Source organism: Streptomyces sp. NBC_01017 (assembly GCF_045162795.1).
Taxonomy (GTDB): domain Bacteria; phylum Actinomycetota; class Actinomycetes; order Streptomycetales; family Streptomycetaceae; genus Streptomyces; species Streptomyces machairae.
Genome location: NZ_CP108683.1, coordinates 6843749 through 6859501, shown reverse-complemented (window position 1 = coordinate 6859501; position 15753 = coordinate 6843749). Strand labels below are relative to the sequence as shown.

Annotated in this window: 12 protein-coding genes; 6 read left to right on the top strand and 6 right to left on the bottom strand. The window is 71.6% G+C overall.

Annotation, left to right across the window (positions count from 1 at the left end):
- Positions 1-162 precede the first annotated feature (162 nt).
- Entirely contained in the window at positions 163-1212 is a 1050-nt protein-coding gene (locus OG331_RS31460; protein WP_362382768.1) for a LacI family DNA-binding transcriptional regulator, read from the top strand.
- Between the two features lie 49 nt (positions 1213-1261).
- On the opposite strand, the gene OG331_RS31455 is transcribed toward OG331_RS31460, so the two are convergent.
- The gene (locus OG331_RS31455; protein WP_406202409.1) at positions 1262-2059 is read right to left on the bottom strand and encodes a DUF4389 domain-containing protein; all 798 of its coding nucleotides are present in this window, start codon (positions 2057-2059) and stop codon (positions 1262-1264) included.
- A 277-nt stretch (positions 2060-2336) separates the two neighbouring features.
- Here OG331_RS31455 and OG331_RS31450 point away from each other — a divergent pair, with 277 nt between their 5' ends.
- From OG331_RS31450 to OG331_RS31440, 3 genes are all read left to right on the top strand, one after another.
- Complete coding sequence (locus tag OG331_RS31450; RefSeq protein ID WP_406202407.1) at positions 2337-2933, top strand: dihydrofolate reductase family protein; 597 nt, start codon at positions 2337-2339, stop codon at positions 2931-2933.
- Positions 2934-3040: 107 nt separating this feature from the next.
- The gene (locus OG331_RS31445) at positions 3041-3973 is read left to right on the top strand and encodes a GNAT family N-acetyltransferase (protein ID WP_406202405.1); all 933 of its coding nucleotides are present in this window, start codon (positions 3041-3043) and stop codon (positions 3971-3973) included.
- Between the two features lie 96 nt (positions 3974-4069).
- A complete protein-coding gene (locus OG331_RS31440) occupies positions 4070-4870 on the top strand; it encodes a sugar phosphate isomerase/epimerase family protein (protein ID WP_406202403.1) in 801 nt (266 codons plus the stop codon).
- A gap of 12 nt (positions 4871-4882) precedes the next feature.
- On the opposite strand, the gene OG331_RS31435 is transcribed toward OG331_RS31440, so the two are convergent.
- Positions 4883-5461, bottom strand: coding sequence for an RBBP9/YdeN family alpha/beta hydrolase (locus OG331_RS31435; protein WP_406202401.1), 579 nt, complete (start codon positions 5459-5461; stop codon positions 4883-4885).
- Between the two features lie 90 nt (positions 5462-5551).
- The gene (gene aroA / locus OG331_RS31430; protein WP_406202399.1) at positions 5552-6805 is read right to left on the bottom strand and encodes a 3-phosphoshikimate 1-carboxyvinyltransferase; all 1254 of its coding nucleotides are present in this window, start codon (positions 6803-6805) and stop codon (positions 5552-5554) included.
- A 463-nt stretch (positions 6806-7268) separates the two neighbouring features.
- On the opposite strand from aroA, the gene OG331_RS31425 reads away from it, so the two are divergent.
- Both OG331_RS31425 and OG331_RS31420 read left to right on the top strand, forming a co-directional pair.
- The gene (locus OG331_RS31425) at positions 7269-9098 is read left to right on the top strand and encodes a glycoside hydrolase family 3 protein (RefSeq protein ID WP_406210403.1); all 1830 of its coding nucleotides are present in this window, start codon (positions 7269-7271) and stop codon (positions 9096-9098) included.
- Positions 9099-9238: 140 nt separating this feature from the next.
- Positions 9239-9922: a hypothetical protein gene (locus OG331_RS31420; protein WP_406202397.1), complete on the top strand. Its 684-nt coding sequence runs from the start codon at positions 9239-9241 to the stop codon at positions 9920-9922.
- A 28-nt stretch (positions 9923-9950) separates the two neighbouring features.
- Here the strand turns inward: OG331_RS31420 and OG331_RS31415 are convergent, their stop codons facing one another.
- The 3 genes from OG331_RS31415 to OG331_RS31405 all read right to left on the bottom strand — a co-directional run bounded on the left by OG331_RS31415 (position 9951) and on the right by OG331_RS31405 (position 15743).
- Complete coding sequence (locus OG331_RS31415; protein WP_406202395.1) at positions 9951-11360, bottom strand: aminopeptidase; 1410 nt, start codon at positions 11358-11360, stop codon at positions 9951-9953.
- Positions 11361-11520: 160 nt separating this feature from the next.
- Positions 11521-11910 (bottom strand): hypothetical protein, encoded by a 390-nt coding sequence (locus tag OG331_RS31410; RefSeq protein ID WP_328881503.1) that lies wholly within the window; start codon positions 11908-11910, stop codon positions 11521-11523.
- A gap of 113 nt (positions 11911-12023) precedes the next feature.
- On the bottom strand, positions 12024-15743 hold the full coding sequence (locus tag OG331_RS31405; RefSeq protein WP_406202393.1) for an ABC transporter ATP-binding protein: 3720 nt from the start codon (positions 15741-15743) through the stop codon (positions 12024-12026).
- Positions 15744-15753 lie beyond the last annotated feature (10 nt).

The following is a 15753-nucleotide window of genomic DNA, read 5'->3' as shown; positions in this document are numbered from 1 at the left end:
GCCTGAGTTGTTCGAGGGGACGAACAACGGGGGTTTCTGGCCGTAAGGTCTGCTCGACATACACGGAACCGTGACTGCGGATGGCCTGTCTACGAGGAGGCAGGCCTGTCTGTGAGCACGTACGAGGTGGTACGACGAGATGCGCGACCGGAGGACGACGAGATGACGGTGACCCTGGCGGACGTGGCGGCCCGCGCCCAGGTCTCCCCCGCGACGGTGTCGCGCGTGCTGAACGGCAACTACCCCGTGGCCGCGTCCACCCGGGAACGGGTGCTGCGGGCGGTGGACGAGCTGGACTACGTGCTGAACGGTCCGGCGAGTGCGCTGGCCGCCGCCACCTCCGACCTGGTCGGCATCCTGGTCAACGACATCGCCGACCCCTTCTTCGGGATCATGGCGAGCGCGATCCAGTCCGAGATCGGCGGTCCGGGCGGCCGGGCCGGCGGTGAGCGGCTGGCGGTCGTCTGCAACACGGGGGGTTCGCCGGAGCGTGAGCTGACGTACCTGACGCTGTTGCAGCGGCAGCGGGCCGCGGCGGTCGTCCTGACCGGCGGCGCCGTCGAGGACGCCCCGCACGCGGCCGCGGTCGCGGCGAAGCTGCGGAAGCTGGCGGACGCCGGGACGCGGGTCGTGCTCTGCGGCCGGCCGCCGGCGCCGGACACCGGGGCGATCGCGCTGACCTTCGACAACCGCGGCGGCGGGCGGGAACTGACCGAGCACCTGATCGGGCTGGGGCACCGGCGGCTCGGCTACATCGCGGGGCCGGAGGAGCGGACGACGACCCGGCACCGGCTGGAGGGGCACCGGGCGGCGCTGGAGGCGCACGGCATCGAGGAGGACCCCCGGTGGACGGTGCACGGCCGCTACGACCGGCAGTCGGGGTACGAGGCGACGCTGGAACTGCTGCGCCGGGACCCGTCGTTGACCGCGGTGGTCGCCGCGAACGACTCCGTCGCCCTGGGCGCCTGCGCTGCGCTGCGCGACTCCGGGCTGCGGATTCCGGAGGACGTCTCGGTGGCCGGGTTCGACGATCTGCCGTTCAGCCTCGACACGGTGCCTTCCCTCACGACGGTGCGGCTGCCGCTGTCGGAGGCGGGGGCGCGGGCCGGGCGGATCGCGATGGGGCGGGAGGAGCCGCCGCTCGGCGAGATCGCCACGATTCGTGGGGAGTTGATGGTTCGGGGGTCGTCCGGGGGGCCGAGGGGGGCCTGAGGCGTGCCGTCCGTCCCACCCGGGCGGACGCGCTGAGGCACGCCGCCGTTCAACGCCCGGGCGGCACAGCCGGGGCCATACCGTCGTAGTCCGAGTCGTGGTCGTCGTAGTGGTCCACCGTGCTGCTGACGACATGGCCGGCCAGGCCGAGCAGCAGGAAGAGCACGACGAGGACCTTGGCCGTGGTGTCCAGGAGCAGCGGCCGGGTGCCGGAGCGGACCGCGTCCTGCGGGACCGGCTCGTCGCCGAACAACCGCTTGGGATAGGCCGGCGTCAGCATCGTGACGTACGCGGTGAAACGCATCTGGTAGCGGGCGACGGCGGCCGTGGCGGCGAAGACCGGCGCGGGCAGCCGCCCCAGCACGATGCCGATGAGCCAGAACACCCAGCTCACCGCGAACCAGCCTGCCTGCACGAGGTTGTTGATGATGGCCGCCGGGATCATCAGGATCAGGCGGAAGAACACCGCGAGCCGATTCAGCGGCGTGGCGCGCAGTTCGATCTGCACGGGGTAGTCGGGAGCCGAGAACGCGAACGGCGGATAGCGGTCGACCAGGAGCATCGAGCTGGCGCCGACCCGCGTCCGGTAGGCGAGGACGGAGCCGAGGAAGGAGAAGATCGGCTCCGGCAGCCGTCCCGTGAACAGGGCGGCGAACCATCCGATGATGGTCACGAAGAACGCCGCGATGGAGAGCAGGCAGACCACCACGAACTGCGGCAGGAGCAGCAGCCAGCGCAGCAGGACGGTCCAGCGCCGCTGCCGTGCGGCAGGCGGGATGTCCAGGACGGGCAGCCACTCACCGCCCGCGGGATCGGTAGCGGCCCGAGGATCCCAGCTCGTCGCCATGGAGACTCCCCAATCGTGCCGATGATGCTGCCTGACACGACCATGCTGCGGCGATGCGGCGGCCCCCGCGCCCTGCACAGGCCCAAACGGAGGTACCCGCCCACGACCCCTGCCGAATGCTCCGTTCCGCGTCTTGACTCGACCCACCGATTCTTCGGCCCACCGATTCTTCGGCCCCGATTCTTCGGCCCACCGATGATTTCCGGGCTCCACCCCTGTCTTCCATGCCGTGAAGACCGGCTCGCCCGAGCCCGTGCGGACAACAGGAGCGAATCCCATGCGCATCGCGATCACCGAGTTCATCAGCCTCGACGGCGTCGTTCAGGCCCCGGGCGGCCCCCAGGAGGACACCGACGGCGGTTTCGCGCACGGTGGCTGGTCGCATCCGTACTTCGACGCGGAGGTCCTCGGCGGGGCCTTCGACGCGGGGATGCAGAAGGCCGAGGCGCTGCTGTTCGGGCGCCGTACCTGGCAGACCATGGCTGCGGCGTGGCCGGAGCGGGCCGGGGATCCGTTCGCCGACCGGATGAACTCGATCAAGAAGTACGTCGTCTCCGGCACCCTCAGCGACGCGGACCTGACCTGGAACAACACCACCCTCATCCCCGGCGCCGAGGCCGTCGCCCGCGTGCGGGAACTGCGCGCGACCGAGGGCGGCGACCTGGCGATGATGGGCAGCCCCACCCTCGTACGGACGCTCATCCAGGAGGGGCTGGTCGACGAGCTGCAGCTCATCGTGATGCCGGTGCTGCTCGGCGGCGGGAAGTCGATCTTCCCGGAGGACGGGGGGAAGCGGCCCCTGGAGCTGGTCTCCGCCACCGCGGCCAAGACCGGCGCGCAGGTCTGCGTCTACCGCCCCGCCACCGAGGGCTAGCGAGGAGGGCGCGGACGTCCTAGGCTCGACTCAGCGAAACCTCTGACTGAGTCAAACATCCGGAACCAGGGGCCCAGCGGCCCCGCGGGGAGCCTTCGGGATCGACCATGACCGTGCATGACATCCGCGCCTTCAACCGCTTCTACACCAACGTCATCGGTGCCCTCGACTACAGCCGCCACCTGTACGCCCCCTACACCCTCACCGAGTCCCGCGTCCTGTACGAGCTCGCGCACTCCCCGCGTACGGACGCGGCCGACCTGCGGGCCGAACTCTCCCTGGACGCGGGGTATCTGAGCCGCATCCTGAACAAGTTCGAGCAGGACGGGCTCATCGAGCGCACACCCTCCCGGGAGGACCCCCGTCGCCGGCGCGTGACGCTCACCGCGCGCGGCCGGGAGACCGGCAAGCTGCTGGAGGAACGGGCGACCGAATCGGTCGGCTCCCTGCTGTCGACCGTGCCGGCCGCCGAACGGCCGCGGCTCGCCGAGGCGATGACGACGGTCCGTACGATCCTGTCCGACGGCCGCCCTCCCCGCCGCGAGGACGTCCTGCTGCGCGAGCCGGGCCCCGGCGACCTCGGCTGGATCGTGCAGCGCAACGCCGCGCTGTACGCCGCCGAGTACGGCTTCAACGCCGACTACGAGGGGCTGGTCGCGAGGATCGTCGCGGACTTCGCGGAGGACCACGATCCGCATCTGGAGCGGGTGTGGATCGCCGAGCTGGACGGCCGGCCGGTCGGCTGCGTGATGCTCGTCCGCGACGAGGCGCCCGCCACGGCCCGGCTGCGGCTGCTGCTGGTCGAGCCCGACGCGCGCGGCCTCGGCATCGGCGACCGGCTCGTCTCGGCCGTCGTCGACTTCGCCCGCGGCGTGGGCTATCGCGACCTCGTCCTGTGGACCAACGACGTCCTGGCCGCCGCCCGCCGCATCTACCGGCGCCACGGCTTCGTCCTGTCCGCCGAGACACCCCACCGCTCCTTCGGCAAGGACCTGACCGGGCAGGACTGGCGACTGGATCTCCACGGCACGCAGGAGTGAGATCAGGTACGGCGGGCAGGAGGTGACAGGTCCGGAGCGTCCCCCGGCCCGCCTGCCGGATGGGCGCACCCTCTTTTCCCTGGCAAGGTGGGATGCATGAAACTGGCGTTCTCCACCCTCGGCGTCCCCGGTCTCCCCGTCCCCGACGTGCTGCGCCTCGCGGCCGCGCACGGTTATCACGGCGTCGAGCTGCGCACGCACGCCGAGGAGCCGGTGCATCCGGGCCTGGGCCCCGCCGAACGGGCCGACGTGGCAGCCGAGTTCAAGGCCGCCGGTATCGAGCTCCTGGGCCTGGCCGGGTACGCCCGGGTCGCCGCGCCCGGTGACGACGGGCCGGTGATCGAGGAGATGCGCACCCTCGTCGACCTCGCCCACGACCTCGGTGCTCCCTACGTCCGCGTCTTCCCCGGCGCCGACCCCGAGCAGAGCCCTCAGTCGGCGGACGCGATCGCCGCGCGGCGGCTGGGTACGGCTGCGCAGCACGCCGCCGACATGGGCGTACGGATCCTGTTGGAGACCCACGACTCGCACCGCACCGCCGCCGACTCGATCCGCGTCCTCGGCCTGGTCGGGCACCGCCACGTCGGCTCGCTGTGGGACGTGATGCACACCTGGCTGGGCGGCGAGCAGCCCTCGGAGAGCTACGCGGCCCTGTCCCCGTACCTCGGCTACGTCCAGGTCAAGGACATCGCCTCCGCCGACGACACGACCCCGCTGCCGCTCGGCACCGGAGTGCTGCCGCTCGCCGAGTGCGTGGAGGTCCTCTCCCGGCACGGCTGGGACGGCTGGCTGTGCTGGGAGTACGAGAAGCGGTGGTACGAGGAGGCCGCGCCCCTCCCCGAACTGCTCGACGCGGGACGGAACCATCTGGCGCGGCTGCTCAACGAGTCGGCGTAGCCGCCGGCGCCGCTACTCGGGACGGGCCACGATCGCCGCCGTGGGGTCGAGGCACCAGCCCAGCACGGCGGGCCACGGCCCGTACCCGGCGTTCAGGTCGAGGTGGGCGGCGCCCGGGAGGATGTCGGTCGGGAGGGCGAGCGGGGTGCCGTAGAGGGTGTCGGCGCCTTCCTCGCAGTACGGGTCGTCGTCGCCGGCGACCAGGCGGGTCGGGCCGGGGAGGGTGAACTCCAGCGCCGGCAGGGCGAATCGGGCGACCTCCGAGTGCTGGGCGAGCACGGCGCCGGACGGCGGGGCGACGAGCAGCACCCGGTCCACGTCGAGCCCCGGCATCCCGCGCGCGGCAGCGTGCAGCCACAGCACCGCGGACAGACTGTGCGCGACCACGACCCGCTCCGCCCCGCCATCGAGCGCACCGAGGTGCCGCCCCAGCTCCCCCAACCAGACTTCCAGGTCAGGATCGTCCGGCTCGGGAAGCTGCGGATAGCCGACCTGGTGCCCGAACTCGCCGAGCCGATCGGCGAGCCAGTGCTGCCAGTGGTCCTTGGGGCGGCGGTTCTGCCAGCCGTGGAGGATGAGGTAGGCGGTCATGAGGCCGATGGTTTCCGATCACTGCCGTGCCGGTCCAGTGAACGAGTGGCGTGCCGGTGCTCCAGCTTGAAGCTCACCCGACGGCCCCCGTCACAACCTCGCGCTCAGCGCCCCGAACTCCTCATGGAAGCCCGGGAAAGTCTTCCGTACGCATCCGGGGTCGTCGAACGAGATTCCCGGCACCCGAATCCCGGTCACCGCGAAGGACATGACGATGCGGTGGTCGCCGTAGGACTTGATCTCCGCTCCCGCGAGGCCCGACGCGGGGTCCGACGGGGCGGCCGACGGCTGGATCTCGATCCAGTCGGGGCCCGTGGTCACGGCCGCCCCCAGCCGCCGCAGGTTCTCCGCGCAGGCCTCCAGCCGGTCGCACTCCTTCACCCGGGTGTTCGCCACGTCCTCGATCCGCACCGGGCCGGAGGCGAACGGGGCGATGGCCGCGAGGGTCGGCATGGTGTCGGAGATGTCCCGCATGTTGACGGTGACGCCCCGCAGTTCGCCGGTCCCCCGGACCGTCGTCGACTGCGCGCCCACCTCCACCTGCGCACCCATCCGCCGCAGTACGTCGACGAAGCCCAGGTCGCCCTGGAGCGCCCCCTCGCCCAGGCCCACAACCGTCACCTCGCCGCCCGTGACGGCCGCCGCCGCGAAGAAGTAGCTCGCGGTCGACGCGTCCGGCTCCACCGCGTACGTCGTGGCGCGGTAGCCGCCGGACGGGACCACGAAGGCGTTGTCCTCCCGGCCCACCTCCACTCCGAAGGCCCGCATCATCGCGATCGTGATCTCGACGTACGGCACCGAGACCAGGTCGGTGACCGTGATGCGCAGGCCCTTGCGGGTCAGCGGTCCGAGCAGCAGCAGCGCCGTCAGGTACTGCGACGACTGGCCCGCGTCCAGCGTCACCTCCCCGCCCTCGACGCCGGTCGCCGTCACGGTCAGCGGGTGGTGGCCCTCCCTGTCCTCGTGCCGCAGGTCCACTCCCAGGTCACGCAGAGCCCGGGTCAACGGCAGCAGGGGGCGGCGGCGCATCTGGGGCGAGGCGTCGAAACGGTAGGTGCCGGTGCCGGTGGCGGCCAGCGTCGGCAGGAAGCGGGCCGTCGTCGCACCGTCCCGGCAGTGGACGTCGGCCTCGGTGACCGCGGGGCCCTGCGGGCGGCCGTCGACCTGCCAGGCGTCCGGAGTCCGCCCGACCCGGTAGCCGAGCCGCGCCAGCCCCTCGGCGAAGCCCTCCGTGTCGTCCGAACGGAGCGGGCGTACGAGGGTGGTGACACCGTCGGCGGCGGCCGCGAGGAAGAGAGCGCGGGCGGTAATGGACTTGGAACCGGGGATGTCGACTACGGGCATGCCCACATGATCGCCCGGTCGGCGGCTTCGACGCGGGGGCGTCCATGGGGTGGACCCGCCTGCCCCCCTCACGGAACCCTCGCCCGGACAGCCCCTCCCCGTACCCCACCCGCCCCACCATCCCCCACCTCACCAACTTCCCGATTTCCGGTCATCCCGGGAACCCAGCCCCACCCCCACTCGTCCAACACGCAAGCTGCCGGAGAGTCACCGTGGTGCGGTGTCGGCCCTCGCTGCTGGCTGCGATCGCTGACCAACCCTCTCCGCCGTGCCGCGGCCGGCAGCATGCCGTCATCGGCGCGCCCCCCTCCAACTGCGCCGATGGCGGCCCCTCCTTGGCGACCGGTTGGCGTGCACTCCCTTGACTGGCAGAAACTTCCCGGTTATTGGTGACTTCTCGGAAGTTTCCTTCAGCGCACCACCTCCGGAAGGAGCGCACGTGCCCGACACCAGCACGGGAAGCATGGGAAACACCTCGGTCCCCTCCAGACGTACCGTCCTCGCCGCCACCGCCGGCATGACCACCGCCCTCGCCCTCGGCGGCACTGCCCACGCCGGCCCCGACGGCAAGCACGACGACAGGAAACTGCGGGCCCTCATCGCCCGGATGAGCCTGCCGGAGAAGGTCGGCCAGCTCTTCGTCATGCGGGTCTACGGCCACTCCGCCACCGCCCCCGACCAGGCCGACATCGACGCCAACCTCAAGGAGATCGGCGTCCGTACGGCGGCCGAGCTGATCGCCAGGTACCGGGTCGGCGGCATCATCTACTTCACCTGGGCGCACAACACCCGCGACCCGCACCAGATCGCCGACCTGTCCAACGGCATCCAGCGGGCGTCCCTCGCCCAGCCCCGCGGCCTGCCCGTCCTCGTCTCCACCGACCAGGAGCACGGCATCGTCTGCCGCGTCGGCGAGCCCGCCACCCTCTTCCCGGGCGCCATGGCCATCGGGGCCGGCGGCTCCCGCGCCGACGCCCGCACCCTCGGCCGTATCGCCGGACAGGAACTCAGGGCGCTCGGCATCCGGCAGAACTACTCCCCCGTGGCCGATGTGAACGTCAACCCGGCCAACCCGGTCATCGGCGTCCGCTCCTTCGGCGCCGAACCGGCCGCGGTGGCCGGCATGGTCGCCGCCGAGGTAGCCGGATACCAGCACTCACGGCAACTCGCGGCCACCGCCAAGCACTTCCCCGGCCACGGCGACACGGCCGTCGACAGCCACTACGGCTTCCCGGTCATCACCCACACCCGCGACCAGTGGAACCAGCTCGACGCGCCGCCCTTCCGGGCCGCCGTCCGGGCCGGCATCGACTCGATCATGACCGCGCACATCATGGTCCCGGCCCTCGACGACTCCGGCGACCCGGCCACCCTGTCCCGCCCCATCCTCACCGGCATCCTGCGCGAGGAGCTCGGCTACGACGGGCTCGTGGTGACCGACTCGCTCGGCATGGAGGGCGTACGGACGAAGTACGGCGACGACCGCGTCCCCGTCCTCGCGCTCAAGGCGGGCGTGGACCAGCTCCTCAACCCGCCCTCCCTCGACATCGCCTGGAACGCGGTCCTGAAGGCCGTCCAGGACGGCGAGCTGACCGAGGCGCGGCTCGACGAATCGATCCTGCGGATCCTGCGGCTGAAGGCGAAGCTGCGGCTGTTCGACGCGCCGTACGTCAGCCAGGGCGGAGTCGACCGGAACGTCGGCACCGCGTCCCACCTCAGGACCGCCGACCGTATCGCCGAGCGGACGACGACCCTGCTCGTCAACGAGGACTCGACCCTTCCGCTGTCCCGGCGCTCCCACCCCAAGATCCTCGTCGTCGGCGCCGACCCCGCCTCCCCGTCCGGCACGACGGGACCGCCGACCGGCGTGCTCGCCGCCGCGCTCACCGAGCTGGGCTTCACGGCGACCGCCCTGTCGACGGGTACGGCACCCTCCTCCGCCGCCATCGCCAAGGCCGTCGAGGCGGCTCGGGCGGCGGACGCGGTGGTGGTCGGGACGTACAACGTCACGGCGAGCAGTACGCAGAAGGCGCTGGTCGAGCAGCTCCTCGCGACGGGGAGGCCGGTGGTGGCGGTCGCTGTCCGCAACCCGTACGACGTGGCCCATCTGCCCGCCGTGCGGGCCTGCTTGGCGTCCTACTCCTGGACCGACGTCGAGCTGCGGGCCGCCGCGCGGGTGATCGCCGGGCGGGTGGCACCGCGCGGGAAGCTGCCGGTGCCGGTGCAGCGGGCGGACGATCCGACGCGGGTGCTGTATCCGATCGGCCACGGACTGTCGTACGGGCGCGGTTAGCGTCGTGTAGCACTTTGGGCGTAGCGCCCGTACGTCACACAACGGGCGCACTCACCCCCAACCGACGCAAAGGACCCCACACGTCTGGCGTGGGCCCGCTGCGGCGGGTCACGCTGGGCGGGGGTACCGGGGGGAGTGCGATGCGTGCGAGAAGTGCTGTTGGGGTGGCCGCCGCGTTGCTTGCGCTGCTCAGCGCGTTGCTGACGGGGTGTCAGAGTCCGTCGGGGGCGGCGGAGCAGAACGGGCGGCTCAGTGAGAGCGGGAACGGGAGCGAGAGCCGGAGCGAGGGCGGAGGCGCCGGCGAGCAGCTGGTGACACCGCCGACGCGGCCCGCGGGCTACGGCGCGGTGTTCCTCGGCGTCGACGAGTGCAGCTCCTTCGGGACGACGAGTTTCACCGAGGTGTCCTGCACCGGTGAGCGGGCGGCGGCGCGGGTCGTGGCGCGGCACGACGGCAAGGTCGGCGACGGGCCGCTGTGCCCGGGGACCACGGACTTCGTGCTGCACATCAGCGAACAGAGCCGGACGTCCGACGAGGACGGCGACGGCGCGATCCCGCAGGGCTACGCCTGTATGCGCAACCTGGCGCCGCCCCACCCCGGCGACCCGGGCAGCGGAGGCGGACCCCGCACGATCGTCGGCGACTGCGTCTACAGCTCCGGCGACGGGCAGGTGCGCGAGACGGCGTGCGACGGCGAGGGGCGGCAGAAGCCGCAGTACGAGGTGGCCAAGGCCGTGGACAAGCGGGCGAAGTGCCCGCTGTCCACGGCGCTGTACGTCCAGCTGGGCGGCGAGAAACCGGTGGGCTGCGCGCGGCCGGTGTGAGGCGCCGGGACAGCTCAGCCGTGGGACGTCACGGACGCAGCGCGGACTCCCGTTCCACGCCCCGTACGTCGAGCTTCGCGTCGTACGCCGCCAGCGGCCTCGGCTCGGCCGTTGGTGACGCGACGCCCGCCCACTTCAGGATGCGGGCCGTGGCCAGCTCGCGCTCGGTGGGCAAAAGGCCCGCCACGAGCGCCCCGTGGTTGGCTCCCGGTGCCGTGAAGACGTAGGCGTCACGCGCGCCCTTGTCGACTCGGAAGCGTTCCGCGCCCCAGGGGTCGTTCTCGCCGTAGACGAACATCATGTGCCGGGCGTTGTGACGGACCCAGGTGTCCACGTCGCGCATGACCCTTGGCTGGAATCGCGTCGGGATCTCACGTGGGACGCAGTCGCGTGGCGGCAGGTAGCCGTAGCGGATCAACTTGCGCTCTATGTGCGGGAACCCGATCGCCGGTGCGCCCAGCTGCGTAGCCGCCTGGTAGTAGTACGGCGTGTACGGCTCCAGGCCCTGGTCCGTGTAGAAGGAGAAACCCCCGACCTTGTCGATGGAGTTCCAGATCGCCTCGTCGGTGGCGTGCGCCGCGTCCGCCGGGATCGTGTCGCAGTCGGAGGGCCGGCTGTACTGCCAGAAGCCCCAGACGTAGTCCAGGACGACCGACTCGTACGCCTTGTCCAGGCTGCCGAGCGTGTCGAAGGTGTAGCCGTGCTCGGCCGCGTACGCCGCGTACCGTTCCTTCAGCGGCTCCCGGCGCACCAGCGCCTCCCGCTGCACAGCGTTCAGCCGGTCCCGGCACGCCTTGGTGCCGACGTGGGCGAGGTGGCGGTCGTACGCCGAGTCCTCTGCGTCCACCACGTCGTTGGGAGCCACGTAGGCGACGACGCCGTCCATGTCACGGGGGTGGAATCGCTCGTAGTACGTGGCGGTCATGCCGCCCTTCGAAATGCCGGTGGAGAGCCACTTCTTGTCGTAGATCGGCTTCAGCGCCGTGAAGATGCGGTGCTGGTCGGCCGCCGCCTGCCGGATGTCCAGCTTGGTCCAGTCGGCCGGTTCGGGGCGGGACGGTGTGAAGAAGCGGTACTCCATGGAGACCTGGTTGCCGTCGACGATCTGCGTCGGCTCGCGGCGGCTCGGTGTCGTGGAGACCTCGTAGCCGCTGGTGTAGAAGACGGTCGGGCGGGAGACGTCCCGGTGCAGCACGGTGAGACGCTGCTGGAAGGTCCCCGCGGACGGATTGCGGTGGTCGACGGGCTGCGTGTACGCGAGGACGAAGAAGCGGTAGCCGGGGTACGGCTTCTCCTCGATGAGGCTCATGCCCGGTATGGACAGCAGACGTTGCTTGATGTCCGGCTCGGCGGCGGTGGCCGCCCCTGTCGAAGCCGTGCCGAGCGTGCCTATGAAAAGCGCGAGCGCCAGCAGCCATCTGAGGGTCTTGCGCGCCATGCACCCTCCCCTGAGTAACAGATGTCCGGCGCAAGCTATCGGTCAACTCACCGGGACAACAGGGGAGATGGAGACATCAGGGGAAGCAGGGCCGGCGGAGGCGTTCAGACAGAGAGGAGCGGCCGGCGTGGCGCGCGGAGGGCGGCGGCGACCCGACCGGTCAGCACAGAATCCAGCCCTTGCTCACGGACCCCCGCCCCACCTTCCCCTTCACCCACACGCAGCGGTGCCCGGCGTGGACGGTGACCGGGCCGGCGCGGCGGCTGTACTGGCCCTCGTCGACGACCGCCCTGGCCCGGTACGCCTGCACGCTGACCATCATCTTCTGCCTGCGCCCGGGGTCCTTGGGCACGGTGATCGCGCAGATGTGGCCGCCCCGCTTGTAGACGTACAGGGTGCCGGTGGCGAACGGGTACGTCCTGACCTTGCGTCCTTCACAGCGCGAGGCGGCGGCTTGCGCCTCGGCCGGGACCGCGACCGCGAGCAGTCCGGACGCGGTCAGCAACGCCAGGCCGACGGCCAGTCGTCGGCGTATCGCACCTCTGTCCACTTGGTTGTCCTCCCCGTACACCGGCAATGAGCGTACTGGTGTACGGACGCACGGCGTATGCCGGACGGTTGCACGGCCGTCACGGCCGTCACGGCCGTCACGCCGCGCGTCACCTACCGAGCCGCCCCCACCGGCTCCTCCGGCTCCGCCGCCCCGATGAAGGTCCGCCACAGCTCCGCATACTGCCCGCCGCGCGCCAGCAGCTCCTCGTGCGTCCCGTCCTCCGCGACCCGTCCGTGGTCCATCAGCACGACCCGGTCCGCGCGGGCGGCCGTGGTCAGGCGGTGGGCGACGACAAGGGTGGTACGGCGGCCCGCAAGGCGGTCCGTGGCGTGGTTGACCTGGGCCTCCGTGGCCAGGTCCAGCGCTGCCGTCGCCTCGTCGAGGAGCAGGATGTCGGGGTCGACCAGCTCGGCGCGGGCGAGTGCGATCAGCTGGCGCTGCCCGGCGGAGAGGTTGCGGCCGCGCTCGGCGACCTCGTGCAGGTAGCCGCCGTCGAGGGTGGCGATCATCTCGTGGGCGCCGACCGCGCGGGCCGCGGCCTCGACCTCGGCGTCCGTCGCGTCGGGGCGGCCGTAGGCGATGGCGTCGCGGACGGTGCCCTGGAAGAGATACGCCTCCTGCGGGACGACCCCGAGCCGGTGGCGGTACGACGTGATGTCCAGGGAGCGCAGGTCCGTGCCGTCGACCGTGACACGGCCGCCGGTCGGGTCGTAGAACCGCGCCACCAGCTTCACGAGCGTCGACTTGCCCGCGCCGGTCTCCCCGACGAACGCGACCGTCTGCCCGGCCGGGATCCGCAGGGCGACGTCGCTCAGCGCCGCCTCGTCGTCGCCGTACTTGAAGTGCACGTCCTCGAAGGCGACCTCGCCCCGCAGGGACAGCACCTCCAGCGGCTCGGCGGCAGCCTTCGTCGAGGTCGGCTCCCGCAGCAGCTCCTGGATGCGGCCGAGCGAGACCGTGGCCTGCTGGTAGCCGTCGAAGACCTGGGAGAGCTGCTGGACGGGGGCGAAGAACAGGTCGATGTAGAGCAGATACGCCACCAGCGCGCCGGTCGTCAGCGTCGCTTCGTCGATCCGGCCGCCGCCCACGATCAGGACCGCCGCCACGGCCCCCGACGACAGGAACTGCACGAAGGGGAAGTAGATCGAGATCAGGAACTGCCCCCGGATGCGGGCCCTGCGGTAGCTGTCGCTGCGCTCGGCGAACCGTGCGCCGCCGTCCCGCTCGCGCCGGAAGGCCTGCACGATCCGCAGCCCGGACACCGACTCCTGGAGGTCGGCGTTCACCACGGACACCCGCTCACGGGCGAGTTCGTACGCCTTCACGCTGGCCCGGCGGAAGTAGTACGTCGCGACGATCAGCGGCGGCAGCGTCGCGAACACGACGAGGGCCAGCTGGATGTCGATCACCAGCAGGGCGACCATGATGCCGAAGAAGGTGACGACGGAGACGAAGGCGGTGACCAGGCCCGTCTGGAGGAAGGTCGACAGGGCGTCGACGTCCGTCGTCATCCGGGTCATGATCCGGCCGGTCAGCTCGCGCTCGTAGTAGTCGAGTCCGAGCCGCTGGAGCTGGGCGAAGATCTTCAGCCGCAGCGAGTACAGGACGCGCTCGCCGGTGCGTCCGGTCATCCGCGTCTCGCCGATCTGCGCCACCCACTGGACGGTCACGGCGAGCAGGGCCAGCAGGGATGCCGCCCAGACCGCGCCGAGGGCGACCTGCGTGACGCCCGAGTCGATGCCGTGCCGGATCAGGACGGGGAGCAGCAGTCCCATGCCGGCGTCCATGGCGACGAGGCCGAGGCTGATCAGCAGGGGCAGCGCGAAGCCGCGCAACAGCCGTTTCAGGCCGTACGACTCCTCCGGCCGGACCGCGTCGGCCTCGTCGATGTCGGGACGGTCGACGGCCGGGGGCAGCGCCTCCACCTGGGCGAGGAGTTCGGGTGTGGCCGGGGACTCCGTGAGCGCCGGGTCCCTGCGCTCGCGGTCGCCGGTCCACAGCCTCGGCGTCACCCCGCGCTCGGCGTCGAACTCGGCGTCCAGCTCGTCCCGTACGGAAGTGTCCTCCTGCGGGCAGGCGGGCCGGGCGTGGCCGGGTGAGACGCCGCCGAGTTCGTCGGGGTCGGTGAGGAGGCGGCGGTAGAGGGCGGAGCGTTCCTGGAGTTCCTCGTGGGTGCCGATGTCGGCGAGGCGGCCGGCGTCGAGGACGGCGATGCGGTCGGCGAGGCCGAGGGTGGAGCGGCGGTGCGCGATGAGGAGGGTGGTGCGGCCCTCCATGACGTGCCCCAGCGCCTCGTGGATCTCGTGCTCGACGCGGGCGTCCACCGCGGAGGTCGCGTCGTCGAGGACGAGGAGCCGCGGGTCGGTGAGGATCGCGCGGGCGAGCGCGACGCGCTGGCGCTGGCCGCCGGAGAGGGTGAGGCCGTGCTCGCCGACCGTGGTCTCGTAGCCGTCGGGCAGCTCGGCGATGAAGCGGTCCGCCTGGGCGGCGCGTGCGGCGGCCTCGATCTGCTCGTCGGTCGCGTCGGGACGGCCGTAGGCGATGTTGTTGCGGACCGTGTCCGAGAAGAGGAAGGAGTCCTCGGGGACCAGTCCGATCGCGGCCCGCAGCGAGTCGGAGGTCAGCTCGCGGACGTCGTGGCCGCCGATGAGGACGGCGCCGCGTGTGACGTCGTAGAAGCGCGGGAGGAGGAGGGAGACGGTGGACTTGCCGGAGCCGGAGGAGCCGACGACGGCGAGGGTCTCGCCGGGCTGGATCTCGAAGGAGAGCCCGTCCAGCACCGGCCGCTCGTCGTCGTAACCGAAGGACACGTCGTCGAACTCGACGGTCGCGGGGGCGTCGGCGGGCAGCGTCTTGGTGCCGTCCTTGATCGACGGCTCGGTGTCGATCAGCTCCAGCACGCGCTCGGTGCCGGCGCGGGCCTGCTGCCCGACCGTGAGGACCATGGCGAGCATCCGGACCGGGCCGACCAGCTGGGCGAGGTAGGTGGAGAACGCCACGAACGTACCCAGCGTGATGTGCCCGCGCACCGCCAGCCAGCCGCCGACCGCGAGCATGGCGACCTGCCCGAGAGCAGGGACGGCCTGCAGGGCCGGGGTGTACCTGGAGTTGAAGCGGACGGTGCGCAGCCGCCCCGCGAAGAGCCGTCGGCTGACCTCCCTGAGCTTCCCGGTCTCCTGCTCCTCCTGCCCGAACCCCTTCACCACGCGTACGCCGCTGACGGCCCCGTCGACGACGCCGGCGACGGCGGCGGCCTGGGCCTGGGCGTACCAGGTGGAGGGGTGCAGCTTGGTACGGCTGCGCTTGGCGATCCACCACAGGGCCGGGGCGACGGCGAGGGCGACGAGGGTGAGCGGCAGCGACAGCCACGCCATCACGATCAGGGAGATCAGGAAGAGCGCGAAGTTCCCGATGGTCATCGGGAGCATGAAGAGCAGGCCCTGGATCAGCTGGAGGTCGCTGGTGGCCCGCCCGACGACCTGTCCGGTGGACAGCTCGTCCTGCCGCCGCCCGTCGAGCCGGGTGATCGTCCCGAACATGTCCGTGCGCAGATCGTGCTGGACGTCGAGGGCGAGGCGGCCGCCGTAGTAGCGGCGGATGTAGGTGAGGACGTAGACGACGAAGGCGGCGGCTATCAGCAGGCCGGCCCAGACGGCCATGCCGCGGGTGTGGTCGCCGATGACGTCATCGATGATCACCTTCGTGATCAGCGGGACGACCGCCATGACGGCCATTCCGACGAGGGAGGAGCCGAGGGCGAGGATCACGTCCCTGCGGTAGCGCCAGGCATAGCCCCACAGCCGTCGTGCCCATCCCCGTTGCACTGCCACGCCGGTGCCC

What these genes read in the sequence shown, in the direction of transcription:
- OG331_RS31425 (WP_406210403.1), top strand. Translation starts at nt 7,269, where the DNA reads ATGGGAAACACCTCGGTCCCCTCCAGACGTACCGTCCTCGCCGCCACC.
- aroA (WP_406202399.1), bottom strand. Translation starts at nt 6,805, where the DNA reads ATGCCCGTAGTCGACATCCCCGGTTCCAAGTCCATTACCGCCCGCGCT.
- OG331_RS31435 (WP_406202401.1), bottom strand. Translation starts at nt 5,461, where the DNA reads ATGACCGCCTACCTCATCCTCCACGGCTGGCAGAACCGCCGCCCCAAG.
- OG331_RS31415 (WP_406202395.1), bottom strand. Translation starts at nt 11,360, where the DNA reads ATGGCGCGCAAGACCCTCAGATGGCTGCTGGCGCTCGCGCTTTTCATA.
- OG331_RS31450 (WP_406202407.1), top strand. Translation starts at nt 2,337, where the DNA reads ATGCGCATCGCGATCACCGAGTTCATCAGCCTCGACGGCGTCGTTCAG.
- OG331_RS31420 (WP_406202397.1), top strand. Translation starts at nt 9,239, where the DNA reads ATGCGTGCGAGAAGTGCTGTTGGGGTGGCCGCCGCGTTGCTTGCGCTG.
- OG331_RS31440 (WP_406202403.1), top strand. Translation starts at nt 4,070, where the DNA reads ATGAAACTGGCGTTCTCCACCCTCGGCGTCCCCGGTCTCCCCGTCCCC.
- OG331_RS31460 (WP_362382768.1), top strand. Translation starts at nt 163, where the DNA reads ATGACGGTGACCCTGGCGGACGTGGCGGCCCGCGCCCAGGTCTCCCCC.
- OG331_RS31455 (WP_406202409.1), bottom strand. Translation starts at nt 2,059, where the DNA reads ATGGCGACGAGCTGGGATCCTCGGGCCGCTACCGATCCCGCGGGCGGT.
- OG331_RS31445 (WP_406202405.1), top strand. Translation starts at nt 3,041, where the DNA reads ATGACCGTGCATGACATCCGCGCCTTCAACCGCTTCTACACCAACGTC.